Source organism: Legionella sp. PATHC035 (assembly GCF_026191115.1).
In the GTDB taxonomy this organism is placed as follows: Bacteria; Pseudomonadota; Gammaproteobacteria; order Legionellales; family Legionellaceae; genus Legionella.
On record NZ_JAPHOT010000001.1, the window covers coordinates 1,037,318 to 1,055,750 of the forward strand.

Genomic DNA, 18,433 nt, shown 5'->3' on the forward strand with positions numbered 1-18,433 from the left:
AAACACCCGAGCGACAAGTCATTCGACTACGATTTTATATCTTTAGCTGCCTGTAAAAAGGTTTGCTCGTCCATATCAAAAAGCGTTGCAGCATACTTTGGCGCTACGTGACTCAGATAAGCCCCCTCTTCTTGATATCCTTGCGTTTCTTGAAAGCGTTTTTTTAACAGAGCCTGTTTTAGTTTCAAAGAGTTAAGATTCAGCGGCACTTGCTTATCAAGAGCAGCAAGCAATTGAGCGCGTATCGCTGCAACATCTGAACCTACATAGCTATGAGCAATATCCTGTAAATAGCGGGTTTTTCCGCCGTATACACGCCAAACCAAGGCTCTATCCTGTGAATTAAAGGCATTGACACCTGCGACAGCTTGAATCACCTCGGGGCCAGATACGCCAATCCGCCCTGTTTCATTAGTAATGAGATAATCCAGACACCCAGAAATGATTCCCATACCGCCAAAAGCACCGTTTCTACCGCAAATAACTCCTATTGTGGTTATTCCATGAAGTCTTGCCTCAAAAATAGAGCGGATTGTTTCTGAAATTGCAATTTCCCCTGCATTCGCTTCGTGCAATCGTACACCACCACTATCAATGAGCAGGATCACAGCCTTAGTCTCAGTTGCAATTGCTGCCTGGAATAGACCAGTAAGCTTCGCCCCATGAATTTCGCCCACAGCACCGCCCATAAAATCCTTTTGTTGCGCCGCGACAAGCACTTTATTTTTATGGAGCAGAGCAGAACCAATGACGATGCCATCGTCTGATTCACCAGGTAAATTTAAAGCAGCCAAATAGGGACTGTATAGTTTCTCGTCAGCAAGCCACTCCGTGAACGAATCTTCATCAAATAGAACCTGGATTCGTTCTCGAGCATCAAGCTCTTCATAATTTGTTCCTATTTTGTGATTGCCTTGAAACTCTTCCAACGCTTGCCCTAAACGTAATAAAACAACCGCTGGAGTTGCTCCATTATCATTGATGGTAAATTGCAAACCCACAGGCTGGTATTGATTCACAAAATCTCCAATAACCATTTTCCAAACGGGTTTATAGTGCTCAATTGCCGTCTGGACAGTAAAAATTGTTTCTGACGTCGAATTGGTTTCAATTATAACTTCCAGATTCCCTGAGCCAACCACGCCACAAACTGTTTTTTTACCTTGAAGACGTTCACCAGAAAGTGTAAAACGAAATTCCATCTGTTCCATATCTTTGCCCTACCAATTTCTAAATTTTACAGGCGGTTCATATAAACCTTTGGAGCAAGCAACAAGATCACGAATAGATTTGGCCGCCAATAAATCTCGAGTTGCATCGGAAACTTTAATCCCCAAATCTTCCGGCCGTTTTATTACGCCTCGATGCCGTAACTCCTCCACTTTCATCCGATCGCGCATGACTCCAACTTCAGTATATCCGGCAATACCGCGAATGGCTTGTTCGCGCTCCTCAAGAGTTTGGCACATCAGGAGATTAGCAATTCCCTCTTCAGTCACTACATGACTTACATCCTCTCCATAAATCATTACTGCAGGCAAATCAGCATTCATCGATTTTTGTAAAGCCCAAGCGTCCAATTTTTCCACAAAGGTAGGTTGTGTTGCACTCTGAAACGTTTCTACCATTTGAATCACCAATTTCCTTCCTCGAGGCATTTTAGTTCCCAGTGCTTGGCTGCGTTCTTGCCCTGCCTTTAACCAAGCATAAGAAGAATGGCGTCGACCAGGAGCATCACAGCCCATATTTGGCGCGCCGCCAAAACCAGCTATGCGCCCCTCAACTGCTGTAGAACTATTTCCCTCAAGATCCATCTGCAATGTGGCACCGATAAAAACATCACATGCATAATGCCCAGCTAACTGGCCTAACATCCGATTCGAACGAAGCTCCCCTTCTTTACCTGTGAAAAAAATATCGGGGCGAGCCGCAGCATAGCGGTTCATGCCGACTTCTCCTCCAAACGGATAGATTGTCTTCACAAATCCCGCTTCAATAGCAGGAATCAAAGTAGGTAAAGGATTAACCACCCAGTGTTGGCATATTTTTCCCTTTAAGCCCAATGATTCACCATAGGTGGGTAAAAGCAATTCAATAGCACAGGTATTAAATCCTACGCCGTGATTTAAGATATTCACTTGATAAGGTTCATATATTCCTTTAATGACCATCATCGCCATCAATATTTTGACTTCATCAATTTGCGCAGGATCCCTGGTAAACAGTGGTTCGATATAAGCTATTTCCGGACCTTGAACAATCACATCAACCCAATCTCCAGGGATATCCACGCGCGGTAGGTGCTCAACCAGTTCATTGACTTGCACCACAACCACACCGTTTTTAAAATTAGTCGCTTCAATAAGCGCTGGTGTTTCCTCTGTATTCGCCCCGGTAAATAAGTTTCCGTATTTGTCTGCCTTATCAGCCATCAACAAACACACATTAGGTGTTAAATCTGCAACTAATCGCCCAAACAGTTCATTGTAGGTATGAATATTACCTATCTCAATTTTTTTATCGTACACCATTTTTGCAAGTCGCACCGATTGTGGACCTGAATAAGAAAAATCAATTCGATTGGCAATCCCTTTTTCAAAAACATCAAGGTGTTCTGGCAAAGCAATTGCTGATTGAATCATATGTAAGTGATTGATTTCTTCAGGATTTAGCTGAGCCATTGCCGTAGCCAAAAAACTCGCTTGTTTTTGGTTATCGCCTTCAATACATACTCGGTCTCCTGAGCGTATGAGCAAAGAAAGCACAGAGACTAAATCTTGCGCCTCAACAAATTTGTTGTTTTTAAGATAAGATTGAATCTTGGACAGACGCTTTAGGTATTCTTTTTTATTCTGGTCCCACATTGTTGCTTCCTGCGTTATTATATTTTGAATAGATGCCTTGGGAACGTCTAAAAGTTAGGTTTTAGGCGTTTCTTGGGTATCGTTAGTGCAACTTGAGCCGCGGCTTCACTCTGCGACTTAACAAATTCGACAAGGTCAGCAAAAAAACTCGCCACCCTCCATATAATGCCATTTGATGTTGCTTATATAAAGATAAATAAAATAAGCGTGCTAACTTGCCTTCTATCATAAATCGCTTGGTAATTTTACCCATTAAATTACCAATGACATGATGGCTTAATGTCACTAAAGAGCCATGATCACGATAATGATAAACAGGTAAAGGCTTCCCTTCTAAATATTTATCCAAAATTTTATATAAAAAAAATGCTTGTTGATGCGCTGCTTGCGCCCGTGGGGGAACCGTTTTATCTAAATTGGTTTGAGGGCAGCTTGCACAATCACCAAGAACGAAAATAGAGTCATCAAGTGTTGTTTGCAAGGTTTGCTTCACTAAAAGCTGATTCATATGATTCACCTCCAAACCATCCATGTGCTGCAAAAAATCTGGGGCTTTAATACCAGCAGTCCAAATCACCAGATCGGCGGGAATAAATGGGGTCGACTTAGTCTGCAAACCACATTCTGTCACTTTATCAACTTGTTCGTTGACACAAATTTTTACTCCCATGCGTGTTAATTCCGCAGTTACTTTTTCTGAGAGTTCTTCTGGTAGCGCGGTCAATAATCTGCTTGCCGCCTCAATTAGGGTAAACGAAACAAGGTCAGGCTGAATACCGATGCCATAATTTATAATTTCATGGATTGTGTTATTTAATTCAGCGATTAGTTCAATTCCCGTAGCCCCACCGCCCACCACCACAAGATGAAATGGACCTTGCTGTGGCTGCTGGGAAAGACGCATGAAACGGTTCAATAATTCGCGATGAAAATAGGCTGCCTGGTCTATGTTATCTAAAAACAAACAATGCTCGCGAACCCCAGGAATATTGAAATCATTAGCCACACTTCCCACCGCAATAAACAAAATATCGTATGAGACGGCTCGCTTAGGCAGAACTTCTTGCTCGTGACTGTAAAAAGGGGACAAATAAATCTCTTTTTTGCTTCGATTTAGACCTTCAAGAGCTCCTAAAACAAAATGGAAATGATGAGTCGCTGCATAAGCAAGATAATCAACTTCGTTTTCATTGGTAAACAAGCTACCTGCAGCAACCTCATGCAATAACGGTTTCCAAATATGAGTGGGTGTGCAATCAACTAAAGTTATAGATGCTTTACCTGTTCTTCCAAACTTCTTCCCAAGTAATGCTGCTAACTCCATTCCTCCTGCACCACCACCTACAATAATGATGTTCGGTATCTGAACTTTATTTGGCATAAAAATTCTTCCGTGAAATAAATTATTATTATAGTAAGCTTTAAACAACTCCTCTTTCAATTTCCGTAAACGTATGAGTTCCTGGGGAGAGTTTTTACCAACCTGCGTCGATCACTTGTATCGCCTGAGCCTGAACGTTTTTTTCCCGTTTAATCACTGTGAAACTGACACTCATGTAATGGGATGATTTTAGTTTTTTTAATCCATTTATGTGCAACCCAGATCATGATAAAAAGTGGCAAACCAATGTAAGAAATAAGCAAACCATACCAATCAATAGGGGTCGCCATTAACGCAGTATAATTCTGTCCGCCAATCACAATGAGGCATACGCCAAAAGCAAACAAGGGGCCGAAAGGATATCCCTTAGCCAAATAAGGAAGCTGGGCAGGATCTTTTCCTTGATGCAAATAAGCTTTGCGAAAGCGATAATGACTTATTGCTATTCCCATCCACGCTATAAAACCCGAAAGGCTTGTTGCATTGAGGAGCCAAAAATAAACAGTGCCATTACCAAAAATGGAAGACAAAAAAGCCAACATGGCTACTGCGCTCGTTAAGGCTAAAGCATAAATCGGTATTCCTCTTCGGTTGACTAGAGAAAAAATTCGGGGCACATGTCCCTCCTTGGCTAAATACCATAGCATTCGACTACCCACATACATACTTGAATTAGCGGTCGATATAACGGCAATAAGAATCACCGCATTCATAATCATTGCTGCAAATGCTTTATTGTATTGTTGGAACACTAAGGTAAAAGGGCTCATTACCACATCAGAACTGATCAACTGTGGTGCAGTGTAGGGAATTAAAAGACTAATCACAAAAAGTGATAAAACGAAAAAAATCAGTATCCGCCAAAAGACCATTTTTATCGCTTTGGGAATCGTTTTATCAGGATGAACACTCTCCCCTGCAGCGACCCCGATAAGTTCCGTTCCTTGAAAAGAAAAACCCGCTGCCACAAAAGCACCAAGAATACCGATCCATCCGCTATGAAATGGGGCATCACCAATGCGCCAATTTTGAAAACCACCTGCTTGATACTCTGTAAAACCGAAAACCAAGAAAAATCCAGTGATGATAAACAAGACAACGACTGAAATTTTAATCAATGATAGCCAATATTCCATCTCGCCGAATGCTTTAGTTGAGATTGCATTAAATCCGATAATCAATAAGAGAAAAATAGAACACCAAAGCAAAGATGAACTCTCAGGAAACCAAAAATGCATGATTAATGCAGAAGCAGAAATTTCTGATGCAATATAAACAGCGCAGCTATACCAATAATTCCATCCCAGTGCATACCCTAAAGAGGGATCAAAAAAACGGGCTGCATACACATAAAATGATCCACTAGTCGGTATTAATGCTGCCATTTCACCAAGGCTGGCCATCAAGAAATAGACCATAACCCCCATAATCAAATAAGCTAGCAAGGTACCACCAGGCCCAGCCAAGGATAAAGCATTGCCACTCGCTAAGAAAATACCCGTTCCAATAGAACCACCCAAGGTGATCATTCCCAATACACGCGCATTGAGCTTTCGCTGGAGCGACGGTTCGGAAGTTAAATCATGCATCATTCAATCCTTGAATCCAGTAAAAAGAAGGTTCTCACGCTACCAATAATTCGCTTGACCTCCTGCGACACATTTATTCTTAATGGTTTTATTCATTAATCATTAAGAAACTCACAAAGTAGACGCTGAAAATGGTGGGTTCCTTGTTCTTTTGTGGGTGAGAATCGACCCGAATCGTAAAAACGCGAACGGATCCCCCGTTGCACCGACTCGACGACGGCTTCATCTTCACGTTCCACCTTATCCAAATCGCCCCCAGCTCCTTTACCTAACTTGGATTCATCAAGAACGTATGTTAAGAATGACACCTTAGTTAATTCAGGTCCTAAGGGCTTTACTACATTTACAGAGCATCCCCACGGATAGAAGTTAAGCATCGTATTTGGGAAAATCCAATAATAATAAGCCGCTACTTGTTTCCCGTAATCAGGGGAGTCTTTGGGCAAATCAAAACATTCTTCACCCTGACTGGCTAGGGCTAATTGCAAATTGCAATAACGATAAAGCTCTGTGGTATAAGTAGTGCAATCAATCACCTTTCTTAATGAATGATGGACAAAGGGGATATGCAATGCTTCCAGATAATTTTCGCAATACAATGCCCAATGCGCTTTGACTAGATAATCACGGGAACGATTGCTATCGAGACGCATTTTTTCCATGGGTAACCAAAAAAGACGTTCTTTAATCTCCGCAAATACATCGCTAAATGACATCTGTGGCGCCAATGAAGCAAAAAGAAAGGGCTCAAGACAATCCAATGGAATTTGCGGTAAATTGTCCTTTTGAGTTGGAAAGTTGCAGGTTTTCTCAAACTCAGGCATATGCAAAAGGTCACCATTAAGGTTAAACCTGCGGCCATGATAGGAGCATTTAATTTTCTCGGCAGAACAGGGCGCCTCGATCAGGATATTACCTCTATGAGTACATACATTACTGAGACAACGGAAGCGGTCTTGTTCATCATGTACCAATAACAAAGGCTCATCCAACAATCCTGGTAATAAGGTAAAAGGTACCAGCTGCCCCTCTAATCGCAAATCTTCAGTGCTGCAGCAAAACTGCCAAGTCCTGGCAAATATTTTTTCTTTTGCTTGTTCGAAACATTCTAAAGACGTATAAAAATGTGCAGGTAAAGTAGCGGCTTGTGCAATATCAGGATCGACGTAAAACTTATTCATGATCAAACTTCCTTATAAATATTCCTATCTTTAAACTTATTATTGAAAAATTGTTGGAATCGATACCATAAGTACAAAAAACCTCTTTGTCTTTCCCGTACCGATGCGAGATAAGCGATGATTTTTCAATAAAGCCTTACCGATTGGGCAAGGCACTTTGGCGATATTAAAACACCAATCACTTGGGTTATCCATATCTTGCATTATCGCAACCAATCACTGCTGACAAAAACTGTCAGCACTATCTTTTAAACTCATATCTCCGTTCAATCAAAAGGAGTTTATTATGCATCTTGATCCCAATTTAGTAATTTTTTACGTCGATAATCCTTTAGTCAGTGCACCTTTTTATGAGAGGATACTTAGGAGTCAACCGATTCAATCATCCCCTACTTTTGTCATGTTTTTATTGAAAGCAGGCATGCGTTTGGGCTTATGGTCGAAACACGATGTTGAACCCCATGCTACTCTTTTTGGGGGTGGAAATGAGCTTTCACTGCAAGTGGACGATGATGGTGCAATTGATGCGCTTTATTCACTCTGGAAAAAGCAAGGAATCCAGATTGCGCAAATGCCAGCAATAATGGATTTTGGTTACACTTTTGTAGCACTTGATCCAGATAATCATCGGATTCGCATTGTCTCTTTGAATCCTCAGCTCAAAGCGGCTTAAGGAAAATAACGTTGAGGAATTATGCCAATACTTTTCCCTTTTTCCCCTTGGAAAAGGTGTCCATCAGAGCGGATGAGGAGATTAATCAAAATTAATGAGCCCTCACCCCTATCCCTCTCTCCAATGTAGGAGAGGGGATCTTGAGTTGTTTCATTGCCTCATTGAGGGCTTCCCTTCTCCCCTTGGGGAGAAGGTGCCCATCCGGGCGGATTAGGGGATTAATCAAAGTCAATGAGCCCCCACCCCTACCCGTCTCCCACAAGTGTGAGAGGGGATGCTTTAACTCCCCACAAATGGAAGAGCAGATTTTCACTTAAAACTCCAGCTGAAAAAAAACCTCAAATAAATTATGATTAGCTCACAGAATAAAAAACTAAAGGGCCTACAATGAATGTATTGGTTACTGGTGCATCAGGTTTTATTGCCTCACACATTGTAACGGATCTCATTGCGGCTGAGCATGCAGTCACGTGTTGTGTGCGCGATGTGGCATTCACCCAAAAATTGTTCCCTACGGCACGGGTGATAGCCTGTGATTTTATCCGTGATCAATCCATCAGTCTCTGGGTAGAGCGTTTGCAGCATATTGATATCGTCATTAATTGCGTAGGAATTCTCTACCATCCTAATAACAAGATAATATGGTCAATTCATTATCAGACACCAAAAATCTTATTTGATGCATGCGTCCAGGCCAGGGTTAAAAAGATTATTCAAATCTCTGCTCTTGGCATTGAGACATCTGAAGTCGCCTATGCTCAAAGTAAAAAAGCAGCTGATGACTATTTACTTTCCCTTCCTATTCCATCAATTATTCTACGTCCATCCTTAGTTTATGGACGTGGTTCTTATGGCGGTTCCTCTTTATTCCGTGGTCTTTGCGGATTACCTTGGATTACCCCTGTGCCCGGCAAAGGAAGGCAGGAGTTTCAACCCATTCATGTTGAAGACTTATCTAAAGCCACCATCAAACTGATAGAACTCCCTGCAGGTCCAAATTTGCTATTACACGCTGTAAGCGCAAAACGGATTAGCCTAAGTAATATGTTGTATCACCTGCGTGCATGGCTGGGTTTTGCAAAATCAAAATTGTTTTTTGTCCCTGAAAAATTTATCCAGCTGGCATCATTTATTGGCGATTTAATCCCCTATTCCGTTTTAAATACTAACTCGTATAAGCTACTTGTGCAAAACAGCATCACAAGCCCTGAAGAGGCCCAAGCTTTTCAAGATAAAATTGGTTTTACTCCTCAAGAATTTCCTAATGGAATGTATCGCCATCCTAGTTCGATTCAAGATCGTTGGCATGCACGACTTTATTTTCTTAAACCAATATTACGGTTTAGTATTGCGTTTATTTGGTTATTTACTGCAATCAGTTGCCTTTTTTTCTACCCCAAAGCGGCTTCGTATGGACTTTTGGCACAAATTGGAGTGGATCCGTTCTGGCAACCTGTTTTATTTTATGGTGCCTGCATCCTGGATGCAGTTATCGGCTTGGCTGTGTTGAGTAGCAATCGCTTAAAAAAAATCACCATGGTACAAATGGTAATTATTTTAGGTTATAGTGCTTTATTAACCTGGAAACTTCCTAACCTATGGTTTGAACCGTTTGCGCCTTTAGCGAAAAATATCCCCCTTTTGGCTGCGATCTTGGTTTATTTAGCCTTGGAGTCTGATCGATAATGCTCTATTTTTGGCTCAAATTTATTCATGTTATCAGCTCGACTATTCTCTTTGGAACGGGTATAGGAACTGCCTGTACTATGTTGTATGGACATCAAACAGGAAAAACCGAAGTGATTGCGGCTACAACCCGCTATGTCGTGCTTGCAGATTGGATTTTTACTGGAACCTCTGGTTTTATTCAACCGCTTACTGGGCTTTGGATGGTCTATTTAGCCGGTTATGCATGGACCTCATTGTGGGTGATGGGATCAATTATTGGGTATTTAATTGCTGCTTTTTGTTGGTTTCCTGTAGTCTATCTTCAGATTAAGATGCGCGATTTTGCGAGGGAGTCGGCACAAAAAAATATGCCTTTACCTGCTCTCTACTTCCGTTATTTTAAATATTGGTTTTGCTTAGGTTGGCCAGCCTTTATTAGTTTGATTATTGTTTTTTACCTGATGACCAACAAACCTGCCAGTTTTTAATAAGTATTCGAGGGTCACTCCGAGTGCAACAAGAATCTCTCCAGTTACACCGTGCTCCACGGGTGGAGATCGCTCATCAAACTCGGAATGACGGTCAAGGACACAACTGGCTCAATAAAGTTCAAGATCAACCGGGATGCAGCGAAACCTGACTCGGATTTCGCTTACACCCAGACTACCATTACAACTTTCCAGGCTTTGTCGCCTCATTACTCTTCTACAGTAATATCAATTTTTTTCTCTACCGCCATTTCCTTTTTAGGAATTGAAATCTCCAAAACACCTTGTTTGTATTTAGCACTTATTTTTGCGTCATCAGCAGTTTGCGGTAAGCTAAAGCGACGGTAAAAATGTCCTTGTGAACGCTCCATACGTGTATAGTCATCTTTGTTTTCTGTTTTCTCAAAGTAACGCTCTCCACGGAGGGTTAAAATATTATGCTCTAAGGATATTTGTATGTCCTCTTTATTCACTCCAGGAATGTCAGCAAGTACTAAGAACCGATCTTTTTCTTCTTTGATATCTACAGGAGGCGCCCAAGTACTGGTATCAACAATTGAAGAGTCTGTTTGGTGCCCTCTGAAAAAATTGTCTAATAAGGATCCAATTTCATTGTATACAGGGAAATAATCACGTCTTACGATACTCATCACTTTCTCCTAATTGTTATTTGACATACTCCAAAAATAGAGGCGTTTTATTAAATTTCAAGGGGTATTGAATCGTTATTTTTACAAACACATGTACTCGATGCGCGATTAAGTTTATTATCCATAGAAGGACGATTTCTAATAATAAACGGAGGATGACGATGCAGTATCTGATACGAGTTTTAATATTGGGTTTTATTGGAGTTTCCACAAGCTTTGCCAATTCATCAGAAGTACCGATTTTAGGTAAGACAATAACTCAAGCCAAACAACAACAAATGACACCGAAACAAGCCCTGCAACGCTTGAAAGAGGGAAACCAACGCTTTTTAACCAACACCCAAGTAACGAGAGATTATTTAAAGCAAGCACACCAATCCTCTTACGGCCAATACCCATTTGCTGTAGTGCTCAATTGCATGGATTCACGCAGTGTTCCTGAATTATTTTTTGATCAAGGATTGGCTGATTTATTTACTTTACGCGTCGCTGGAAACGTACTCAATGACGATATTCTTGGCAGTATGGAGTTTGCAACCAAAGTAACGGGATCTCGCCTCATTGTAGTCTTGGCGCATACTTCATGTGGCGCGGTAGCTGGCGCATGCAGTGGAGTGCAACTAGGACATCTGACTGATGTTTTAGACAAAATTAAGCCCGTTGTCCAAGAAAGTATGGACGAACAAAAAACAAAAAATTGTGCTGATCCCAAACTAATCGATGCAATCGCTAAAGCCAATGCCTTAAGGATCGTTAGAGAAATACAAAATAGAAGTCCAATAATTAACGATTTAATTAGTAAAAAACAAATTGGCATTGTCGCTGGTGTACATGATATCAAAACAGGTAAAGTAGAGTTTTTTGAGGAAGAACGTTCTGTTCCTCATTAGGATCTGTTTTGTAACCGGGGTGAAGCGTAGCGAGCCCTGGATTTTATGCTGTCATCCCGAAGCCACCAGGGATCTCCTCTCGTGACTCTGTGTCAGGTCATGGAGATTCTCGTGATGCCCGGGATGATGGAGTTACGCGACACACCACATTAGGACATTTTCTTCTTTAATGTATCCATTAAAATATCTTCAAAGTGTTTTTGATTGATTGACGTACAGACTCGCACCGTATTACCCTTTTTATCCACTACAGTAGTCCCCGATCGCTCCTCTGGACTTAATACCACGCTCAATTTTTTGTAATGGGATTTAACAATTGAATTATCATAGGCCACTACTGCAGAAAGTACATCCCAAAAATACCACTTATGCTCAAAGATTTCCGCCTCATTATGATGAAAAAGCTCATAGAAAAAATGATTGGCCAGATTCGTTTGGTTTTGTTTCAATTTTTCATAAAAAGCCCTTGTCACAGGAACCTGATTAGTCACATCCAGGCCAACCAGGGTAATAGGGATGCCTGACCGAAATACTTTATCTGCAGCATAAGGATCAATATAAATATTCCATTCTGCAGTGGTATTTTTAATTGAGTGCTCCACTTCCACCAAATTACCTGGACTCGCTACTGCTCCCCCCATAATATAAATCATTTTAATTTTATTTTTTATTTCTGGTATTTTGGCCACCAGCTCTCCCAGATTGGTTAACGGACCAATTGCTAAAATCTCAACAGGCTCTTTTGCATTTTTTAAAGTAGTTTCCAATAATTGTACTGCATTCTGCGTGGGCATCACGTTAACTTTAGGCAGTAAATCTGCAGCACCCACTAAATTATCAGCGAGTTTCCGTAACCAATCAGGAAATTGATGCGTTCCAGTCATTGGGTTATTACGCCCACAGGCTAGAGGAATTTTTTCATGATGCATTAAGGCCAGCAATCCAGCAACATTCCTTAATCCTGAAGCACAATGAGCCTCGCCAGTACCGACTACGGTTATCGCTTTAATATCGATATCTTTTTGTGCTAACAAATAAAGAATTGCCAATTCATCATCCACCCCCACATCCGTATCAATAATAAAAGGCCTCATTGCATTTGCTAAAGGCAACAAACAAAATAAACTGAAAAAGACAAACGCTTTTACTGCCAAATTCACAATGAAACCTCCGTTTCTGCATCAAGTTTTTTAATAGTTACTAGGGCGATACAACACAGAATTGCACTCACCATCAAATAAAAGCTGGGGGCAAGATTCGTGTTCAATTTTTCGATTAAATAAGTAGCAATAAACGGGGTTAAACCTCCGAAAAAAGCAAACGCAAGATTATAAGAAATAGCGATCCCAGTATATCGAATTGAGACTGGGAACAATTCAACCAGCAAGCTGGGATAAACCATAATAAAACTACTCAAAATAGCAAAAATAGCTAAAGCAATGGCAAGAGATAAAGTGGTTTGCTTGGCTAAAAGGATAAATAAGAGATAACTTAATAAAATAAAACCAATCGCACCCACCAAAAGAACTAACTTACGCCCTACTCGAGTACTATACCAGCAAAAAAATACCAATAGTGAAGAGAAGAAACCCAAATTAATCGTATTAAACAAGGTCGCTTGCTGTTTCTGATAAGCAAGGATTGTTGAAAGATATGTGGGCATATACAAGAATAATAAATTAATCATTACGGAACCCAGGCAGGTTAAACCGATACCTTGTAAAATCTTTCGCCAGTGTAAGGTAATTGCTTCAATAAAAGGAATTCGCGTATTCTCTGTTGAATTCTTAAATGCGAGAAATAAGGGGCTTTCAGCCAACCGTTTACGAATGTAGAAACTGAATATGCCCAGCAGTCCACCCAGTATAAACGGGAGGCGCCAACCAAAGTTTAGCAATTGCGCATTTGAAAGTTGATTCGTGAGGATTAAACTAATCAGAGCCCCTAAAAAAATACCTAGATTAAGAAAAGAAAAAATCACACCGCAGGCCAATGCTCGAGAACGCGGATTCACATGTTCACAAGCAAAAGTTAATGCCCCAGGAATTTCACCTCCAATCGATAATCCTTGCAATAACCGCAAAAAAATCAAAAGAATACTCGATAAGATTCCTAGGTGCTGATAAGTGGGTAAAAAGCCAATAAGGACTGTTGGGACAGCCATAAGGATAACTGAGAAAATAAACGTTTTCTTACGACCGTATTTGTCTCCAAAATGGCTAAAGGCAATTCCGCCTAGGGGACGGATTAAATAACCAATTGCAAAAATGGCATACACACTCATCAGAGAAGCGATTGGGTCCGTTGCTGGGAAAAAAATTTGGCTGATTATCGGTGCAAAAATAACGTAAATGACAAAATCATAAAATTCCAAAGCACCACCCAAAGAAGCAAGGAAAATAATTTTTCGCTCACTAGAACTTAGTCTCAGCTCATGCACTTACACATCCTTTTTTTTAGCAAAGCTTTAAAATATCATAACTTTGCACTACGCTCATGAATTATTTAAATTAAGTATTTGTTCCTATTTTATTTTTCTGCAGCTTGGCTGAAAAAAACCAGTATAGGTTAGGAAAATTGCTCCTCTTACACTAAACTCCTCCAGAAATAGTTCTTTTTTTAAAAGTTTAGTATTATCAATGGAAGTAGCACATTGTTCTGATTATCCATGAAAAACTATTCCATATCTCAACAAATTATCCAGCGTGTTGAGGCGGCTGTTACCGAGGCTCAGATTGGTGCTTATAAAAAGGACGGGGCCGTTTGCATTCGCCAAATTTTAAGCGCTGAAGAAATGGAATTACTTCGCGAAGGCATTGAACTCAACCTAAAATCACCCAGCCCTAGGGTTAAAATTGCAAGTAACCTTGATGATCCAGGGCTATTTATTGAGGATTTTTGCACTTGGCAAACCAATCCTCATTACCAGCAATTTATTTTTACATCACCGATTAGTCTTATTGCAAAGAAACTCATGGGGAGTAAAAAAACTCGACTTTATCATGATCATCTTTTAGTCAAAGAACCAGGTACTCGACAAAGAACTCCCTGGCACCAAGATCAGCCTTATTACAACATTGAAGGAAGACAAAATTGCAGTCTATGGATACCTGTTGATCCAGTACCACGCACTTCCACTTTAGAGTTCGTTGCGGGGTCTCATTTAGGACCTTGGCTTATGCCTCGCTCTTTTATGGATAATCAAGCAAAATGGTTTCCTGAGGGAAGCCTCGCTGAGCTACCTGATATTGATGCAAAACGTGAAGATTACCCTATTATCGGTTGGGCCATAAGTCCTGGTGATGTGGTTTGCTTTCATATGCTCACACTCCATGCTGCAAATGGAGTAAATTATAATCAACGACGAAGAGTGTTTTCGGTACGTTTTCTCGGTGATGATATAACTCATGCCCCAAGAAAATGGGTTACCTCGCCTGATTTCCCAGGTTTGTTCGAACAACTCCCAGCAGGAGCGCCCATGGATCACCCTTTATTTCCTATAATTTGGGAGTAGTGATCAGCAATTATGGAAACCGTTACTAATCGTTCAACAAAAAAAATTCTGTTTTTTTTCTTAAAAATAAGCAATACTTCTTTCTGAATAAATCGTGGTAAAACCTATGGTGAAAATAAGACCTTTTCTTAAATGGGCAGGTAGTAAATACAACTGCCTGGAAAAGATTATTCCCTTTCTTCCTCAGGGTAAACGTTTAATTGAGCCCTTTGCTGGTTCAGGCGTTGTTTTCATGAATGCGAATTATTCGTCCTACCTGTTGGCAGAAAGTAATCCTGATTTAATTCATCTTTATACCACGTTACAACAACAAGGAGATGCGTTTATTCAGTTTTGCGAAACCTATTTTCGACCTGAATTCAATCAGAAAGAAAAATATTATCAAATCAGAGCTGATTTTAATGGCTCATCCCATTCACCCCAAAAATCCGCACTTTTTCTTTACCTAAACCGGCATGGTTATAATGGATTATGTCGATATAATTCCAAGGGGTTTTATAATGTACCCTTTGGGCTGTACAGCAAACCTTATTTCCCACATAAGGAAATGCAGCTTTTTTACCAAAAAAGCCAACACGCCGAATTCATCCACAATGACTTTAGAAAAACATTTGAATATGCAGAGCGGGGTGATGTTATTTATTGCGACCCTCCTTACGTACTCCTCTCAGAGAAGTCACACCATTTGCCCTATACTAAAAAACTGTTTACCACAGAAGATCAAATAGAACTCACTGAGTTGGCTAAAGAAACAGCAGCAAAAGGTATCCCAGTTATTTTGTCCAACCACGACACCGAATTTACTCGATACCACTATAGGAAAGCAGAAATCAAAAGTTTTCCGGTATCACGTTTCATTAATTGTCAGGGTTCATTACGCCGACCGGTAAAAGAATTAATCGCTATATTTAATTAATGTCTAGGTGATATAAAGCCTGGTCGCAAGCTGCCAGGCTAGGTCAATTTCACTCTAATTAATTGGATGGTCTTTATGATCTTTGATAAAGAAAGCAAGAATAGTAACGAGCAATAATGAGAGCGGCAATATAGATAAAGCGACCTGATAGTCTACTACCGTGTAAATATGCTCTCCTTCCACAATACCACTGTCACCAAAAGTATCCAGTAATTTACCAACTAAAGGTTGGAAAATTACTCCACCAAGCGTTACTATCATATTTGTTGCGGCAAATACCGTACCAGATAACAAAGCACCACTGCATTCTTTAGCCATGATAAATACAATAATTTCGGTGGCACTAAATACGCCATACAAGAACAATAAAACGTTCAAACTGACGTAGGATAGACCCGGCCAATACAATACAATGCTAATGCAAATCAAGGCTAAAATTGCGCCTAAAACCAAAGGCAACAAACGTCTTCCTGTATGATCCGATAAATAACCAGCAATAGGAGCACCAACTGCCCAACCTAGAAAAACGGCAGAAACCGTTTTAGCAGCCTCAACTTTAGTCAAACCGTGTGCTTGTTCTAAATAAGTTTTTCCCCACAGCTCACCAAATACAGACAAAGAAGTATACAAACAAGCACCAACAAACCCGATCACCCAAACCTCAGGAGACATTAATACTTTAAGCACATTTTGAAAGAATTCTGGCAAAGGATGTCGATTAGGATGATGTCCCTCAGGCCCATCACGAACCACAAGCAACATTAATACACTCAATCCAGCCCCTACTATTGCGATTAGGAATAATACCTGTTCCCAACCTATACTCTGAGACCATTCAGTGATCTTCACTTCACCATAGACAAGACCTAACATGCCTAAAGTAGTCATCAGACCAGCGACTAAAGAAAAATAACGTCTGGGCAACCAGTGTAAAGCAAGAGACAATACACCTACAAACGCAAAAGACGAACCAAAGCCCACTAAGAAACGCCCTGCTCCTACCAAAAACATGGACGAAGTGAGGGAAAACATCCAGGAACCCACAGTACAACAGATGCAGGCAAAAGTTAGAAGCCGTCTGGGGCCAAATCGGTCCATAAGCATGCCTACAGGCATTTGCATGGGAGAGTATGCAAAGTAATATAAGGCAGATATCTGACCAAAAGTAGTCGCAGAAATATGCCCCAAAGCAATGCTTAACTCAGTCTGTAAAACACCAGGAATAATGCGTAAGATAAACTCATAGCAATAAAAAACAGCCCCAACAAAGCAGATGAACATGCCATAGAGCAATTGTTTTCTTGAAACGATATTATTTAGGTGCATGAGCGTGAGTTTCCCTTAAAAAGAAGGTTAATAAAGCGGCAATTAACATACTGAGCGGTATAAAAGCCAGCGCTATGCGGTAATCAGTCATGTTGTATAACCGATTAACATTTTCAACAACCAATGCTGAAGAGATTGACGCGCCACTCCGTAAGGAATAGCTGAAATCCAATAAATGTCCTACTAAAGGTTGCAATAACATCCCACCGAGCATCACAATCATATTCGTAAACGCCATCGCTGTACCCGCTGCTTCCCCAGGACTCAACTCTCTTCCAACAGCAAATACGATTGCTTGAGCACTATAAAATAGACCCAGGAAAAACATAAGTATCTGCACATTCGTTTCGGTCAAACCAGGGAAATACAAGATAACCAGCATAAGCACCGTAGCCACACTAGCTCCTACAAGCATAGGTAGTTTTCTGCGCGCAATTCGGTCAGAAAAATAACCCATCAGTGGAGCACCAACAGTAAAACCTAAGAAGAGCAATGAGTTTGCAAGGCCAGCACCATGCGCAGATAACCCATGAGCATTTCTTAAATAAGGAATACCCCATAATTCAGCAAACACGGTTGTAGGGAGATACACCATACAACCGTATAATCCATTGATCCATATCTGCTTGTTACTGACTATTATATTTAAATCAACTAAACCGGTTTTCAAATCAGAAACAGTACCACTTTGTCTGTATCGACCTTTTTTATCGTGAATTCCTAACCATAAAAGAAAGGTTAAGACAATCCCGAAGAATGCGGTCATATTTAAGGTTTTAATCCATCCTAATTGATTAACAAACAATTCTAAAAAATTATCACCGAGCATTGCTCCTACGGTTCCCAACGCCGAAGTGAGCCCCGAGACCATAGCGAGTTTGTTCTCAGGCAACCAGATTGTTGCCAACTTCAATACTCCCACAAATGCAAACGCAGAACCTAAACCAACTAAAAAACGTCCAGAGGCGGCAACCCAAAAAGAAGTTGTCCCTGTAAATAAAAAAGTTCCAATGACACAGATTAAACAAGCAAAGGTTAATAATCTTCGCGGGCCATATCGATCCATCATAATCCCTACAGGTAATTGCATAGGGACGTAGGCATAATAATATATCGATGAAATGTGTCCAAACCCGGTAGCTGACAAATTAAAATGCTCACGGAGAGCGCTTTCCATTGCACTAGGTGCTATTCGAAGCAAATATTCATAACTGTAAAACAAGGCTCCAAGACCACAAATAAGCCATCCAATTAATGCGTAATTTCTACGGTTTTCAGAAATCAAGGCAATCT

Annotated in this window: 16 protein-coding genes; 6 read left to right on the forward strand and 10 right to left on the reverse strand. The window is 40.6% G+C overall.

Going from position 1 to position 18,433, the window contains the following annotated elements:
* Nucleotides 1–26: 26 nt before the first annotated feature.
* The 5 genes from OQJ13_RS04645 to OQJ13_RS04665 form a co-directional block, all read right to left on the reverse strand.
* Nucleotides 27–1,211: a biotin-independent malonate decarboxylase subunit beta gene (locus OQJ13_RS04645; protein ID WP_265709505.1), complete on the reverse strand. Its 1,185-nt coding sequence runs from the start codon at nt 1,209–1,211 to the stop codon at nt 27–29.
* Between the two features lie 9 nt (nt 1,212–1,220).
* The gene (mdcA, locus tag OQJ13_RS04650; protein WP_265709507.1) at nt 1,221–2,864 is read right to left on the reverse strand and encodes a malonate decarboxylase subunit alpha; all 1,644 of its coding nucleotides are present in this window, start codon (nt 2,862–2,864) and stop codon (nt 1,221–1,223) included.
* An 82-nt stretch (nt 2,865–2,946) separates the two neighbouring features.
* On the reverse strand, nt 2,947–4,245 hold the full coding sequence (locus OQJ13_RS04655; protein WP_265709509.1) for an NAD(P)/FAD-dependent oxidoreductase: 1,299 nt from the start codon (nt 4,243–4,245) through the stop codon (nt 2,947–2,949).
* A gap of 149 nt (nt 4,246–4,394) precedes the next feature.
* Nucleotides 4,395–5,837, reverse strand: coding sequence for an amino acid permease (locus OQJ13_RS04660; RefSeq protein WP_265709510.1), 1,443 nt, complete (start codon nt 5,835–5,837; stop codon nt 4,395–4,397).
* A 92-nt stretch (nt 5,838–5,929) separates the two neighbouring features.
* Nucleotides 5,930–7,015 (reverse strand): SRPBCC family protein, encoded by a 1,086-nt coding sequence (locus tag OQJ13_RS04665; protein WP_265709511.1) that lies wholly within the window; start codon nt 7,013–7,015, stop codon nt 5,930–5,932.
* Between the two features lie 286 nt (nt 7,016–7,301).
* Here OQJ13_RS04665 and OQJ13_RS04670 point away from each other — a divergent pair, with 286 nt between their 5' ends.
* The 3 genes from OQJ13_RS04670 to OQJ13_RS04680 all read left to right on the forward strand — a co-directional run bounded on the left by OQJ13_RS04670 (nt 7,302) and on the right by OQJ13_RS04680 (nt 9,844).
* Nucleotides 7,302–7,688: a VOC family protein gene (locus OQJ13_RS04670; RefSeq protein WP_265709513.1), complete on the forward strand. Its 387-nt coding sequence runs from the start codon at nt 7,302–7,304 to the stop codon at nt 7,686–7,688.
* A gap of 387 nt (nt 7,689–8,075) precedes the next feature.
* Entirely contained in the window at nt 8,076–9,374 is a 1,299-nt protein-coding gene (locus OQJ13_RS04675) for an NAD(P)H-binding protein (RefSeq protein WP_265709515.1), read from the forward strand.
* Nucleotides 9,374–9,844, forward strand: a complete 471-nt coding sequence (locus OQJ13_RS04680) for a DUF2269 family protein (protein ID WP_265709516.1) — start codon at nt 9,374–9,376, stop codon at nt 9,842–9,844. The genes OQJ13_RS04675 and OQJ13_RS04680 overlap by 1 nt, the downstream gene beginning before the upstream one ends.
* Before the next feature lie 209 nt (nt 9,845–10,053).
* Here OQJ13_RS04680 and OQJ13_RS04685 read toward each other — a convergent pair whose 3' ends face one another.
* A complete protein-coding gene (locus OQJ13_RS04685; RefSeq protein WP_265709518.1) occupies nt 10,054–10,494 on the reverse strand; it encodes an Hsp20/alpha crystallin family protein in 441 nt (146 codons plus the stop codon).
* Between the two features lie 134 nt (nt 10,495–10,628).
* Here OQJ13_RS04685 and OQJ13_RS04690 point away from each other — a divergent pair, with 134 nt between their 5' ends.
* The gene (locus OQJ13_RS04690; RefSeq protein WP_265711888.1) at nt 10,629–11,384 is read left to right on the forward strand and encodes a carbonic anhydrase family protein; all 756 of its coding nucleotides are present in this window, start codon (nt 10,629–10,631) and stop codon (nt 11,382–11,384) included.
* 149 nt (nt 11,385–11,533) lie between these two features.
* Here OQJ13_RS04690 and OQJ13_RS04695 read toward each other — a convergent pair whose 3' ends face one another.
* Both OQJ13_RS04695 and OQJ13_RS04700 read right to left on the reverse strand, forming a co-directional pair.
* Nucleotides 11,534–12,544 carry a nucleoside hydrolase gene (locus tag OQJ13_RS04695; protein ID WP_265709520.1) on the reverse strand — a complete coding sequence of 337 codons (1,011 nt, stop codon included), beginning with the start codon at nt 12,542–12,544 and terminating at the stop codon, nt 11,534–11,536.
* Nucleotides 12,541–13,824: an MFS transporter gene (locus tag OQJ13_RS04700; protein ID WP_265709522.1), complete on the reverse strand. Its 1,284-nt coding sequence runs from the start codon at nt 13,822–13,824 to the stop codon at nt 12,541–12,543. Before OQJ13_RS04700 ends, OQJ13_RS04695 begins: the two co-directional genes overlap by 4 nt.
* 228 nt (nt 13,825–14,052) lie before the next feature.
* Here OQJ13_RS04700 and OQJ13_RS04705 point away from each other — a divergent pair, with 228 nt between their 5' ends.
* Both OQJ13_RS04705 and OQJ13_RS04710 read left to right on the forward strand, forming a co-directional pair.
* The gene (locus OQJ13_RS04705) at nt 14,053–14,898 is read left to right on the forward strand and encodes a phytanoyl-CoA dioxygenase family protein (protein ID WP_265709524.1); all 846 of its coding nucleotides are present in this window, start codon (nt 14,053–14,055) and stop codon (nt 14,896–14,898) included.
* A gap of 106 nt (nt 14,899–15,004) precedes the next feature.
* Entirely contained in the window at nt 15,005–15,814 is an 810-nt protein-coding gene (locus OQJ13_RS04710) for a Dam family site-specific DNA-(adenine-N6)-methyltransferase (RefSeq protein ID WP_265709525.1), read from the forward strand.
* 54 nt (nt 15,815–15,868) lie between these two features.
* Here OQJ13_RS04710 and OQJ13_RS04715 read toward each other — a convergent pair whose 3' ends face one another.
* Nucleotides 15,869–17,140 carry an MFS transporter gene (locus OQJ13_RS04715; RefSeq protein WP_265709527.1) on the reverse strand — a complete coding sequence of 424 codons (1,272 nt, stop codon included), beginning with the start codon at nt 17,138–17,140 and terminating at the stop codon, nt 15,869–15,871.
* Nucleotides 17,127–18,425 (reverse strand): MFS transporter, encoded by a 1,299-nt coding sequence (locus OQJ13_RS04720; protein WP_265709528.1) that lies wholly within the window; start codon nt 18,423–18,425, stop codon nt 17,127–17,129. The genes OQJ13_RS04715 and OQJ13_RS04720 overlap by 14 nt, the downstream gene beginning before the upstream one ends.
* Nucleotides 18,426–18,433 lie beyond the last annotated feature (8 nt).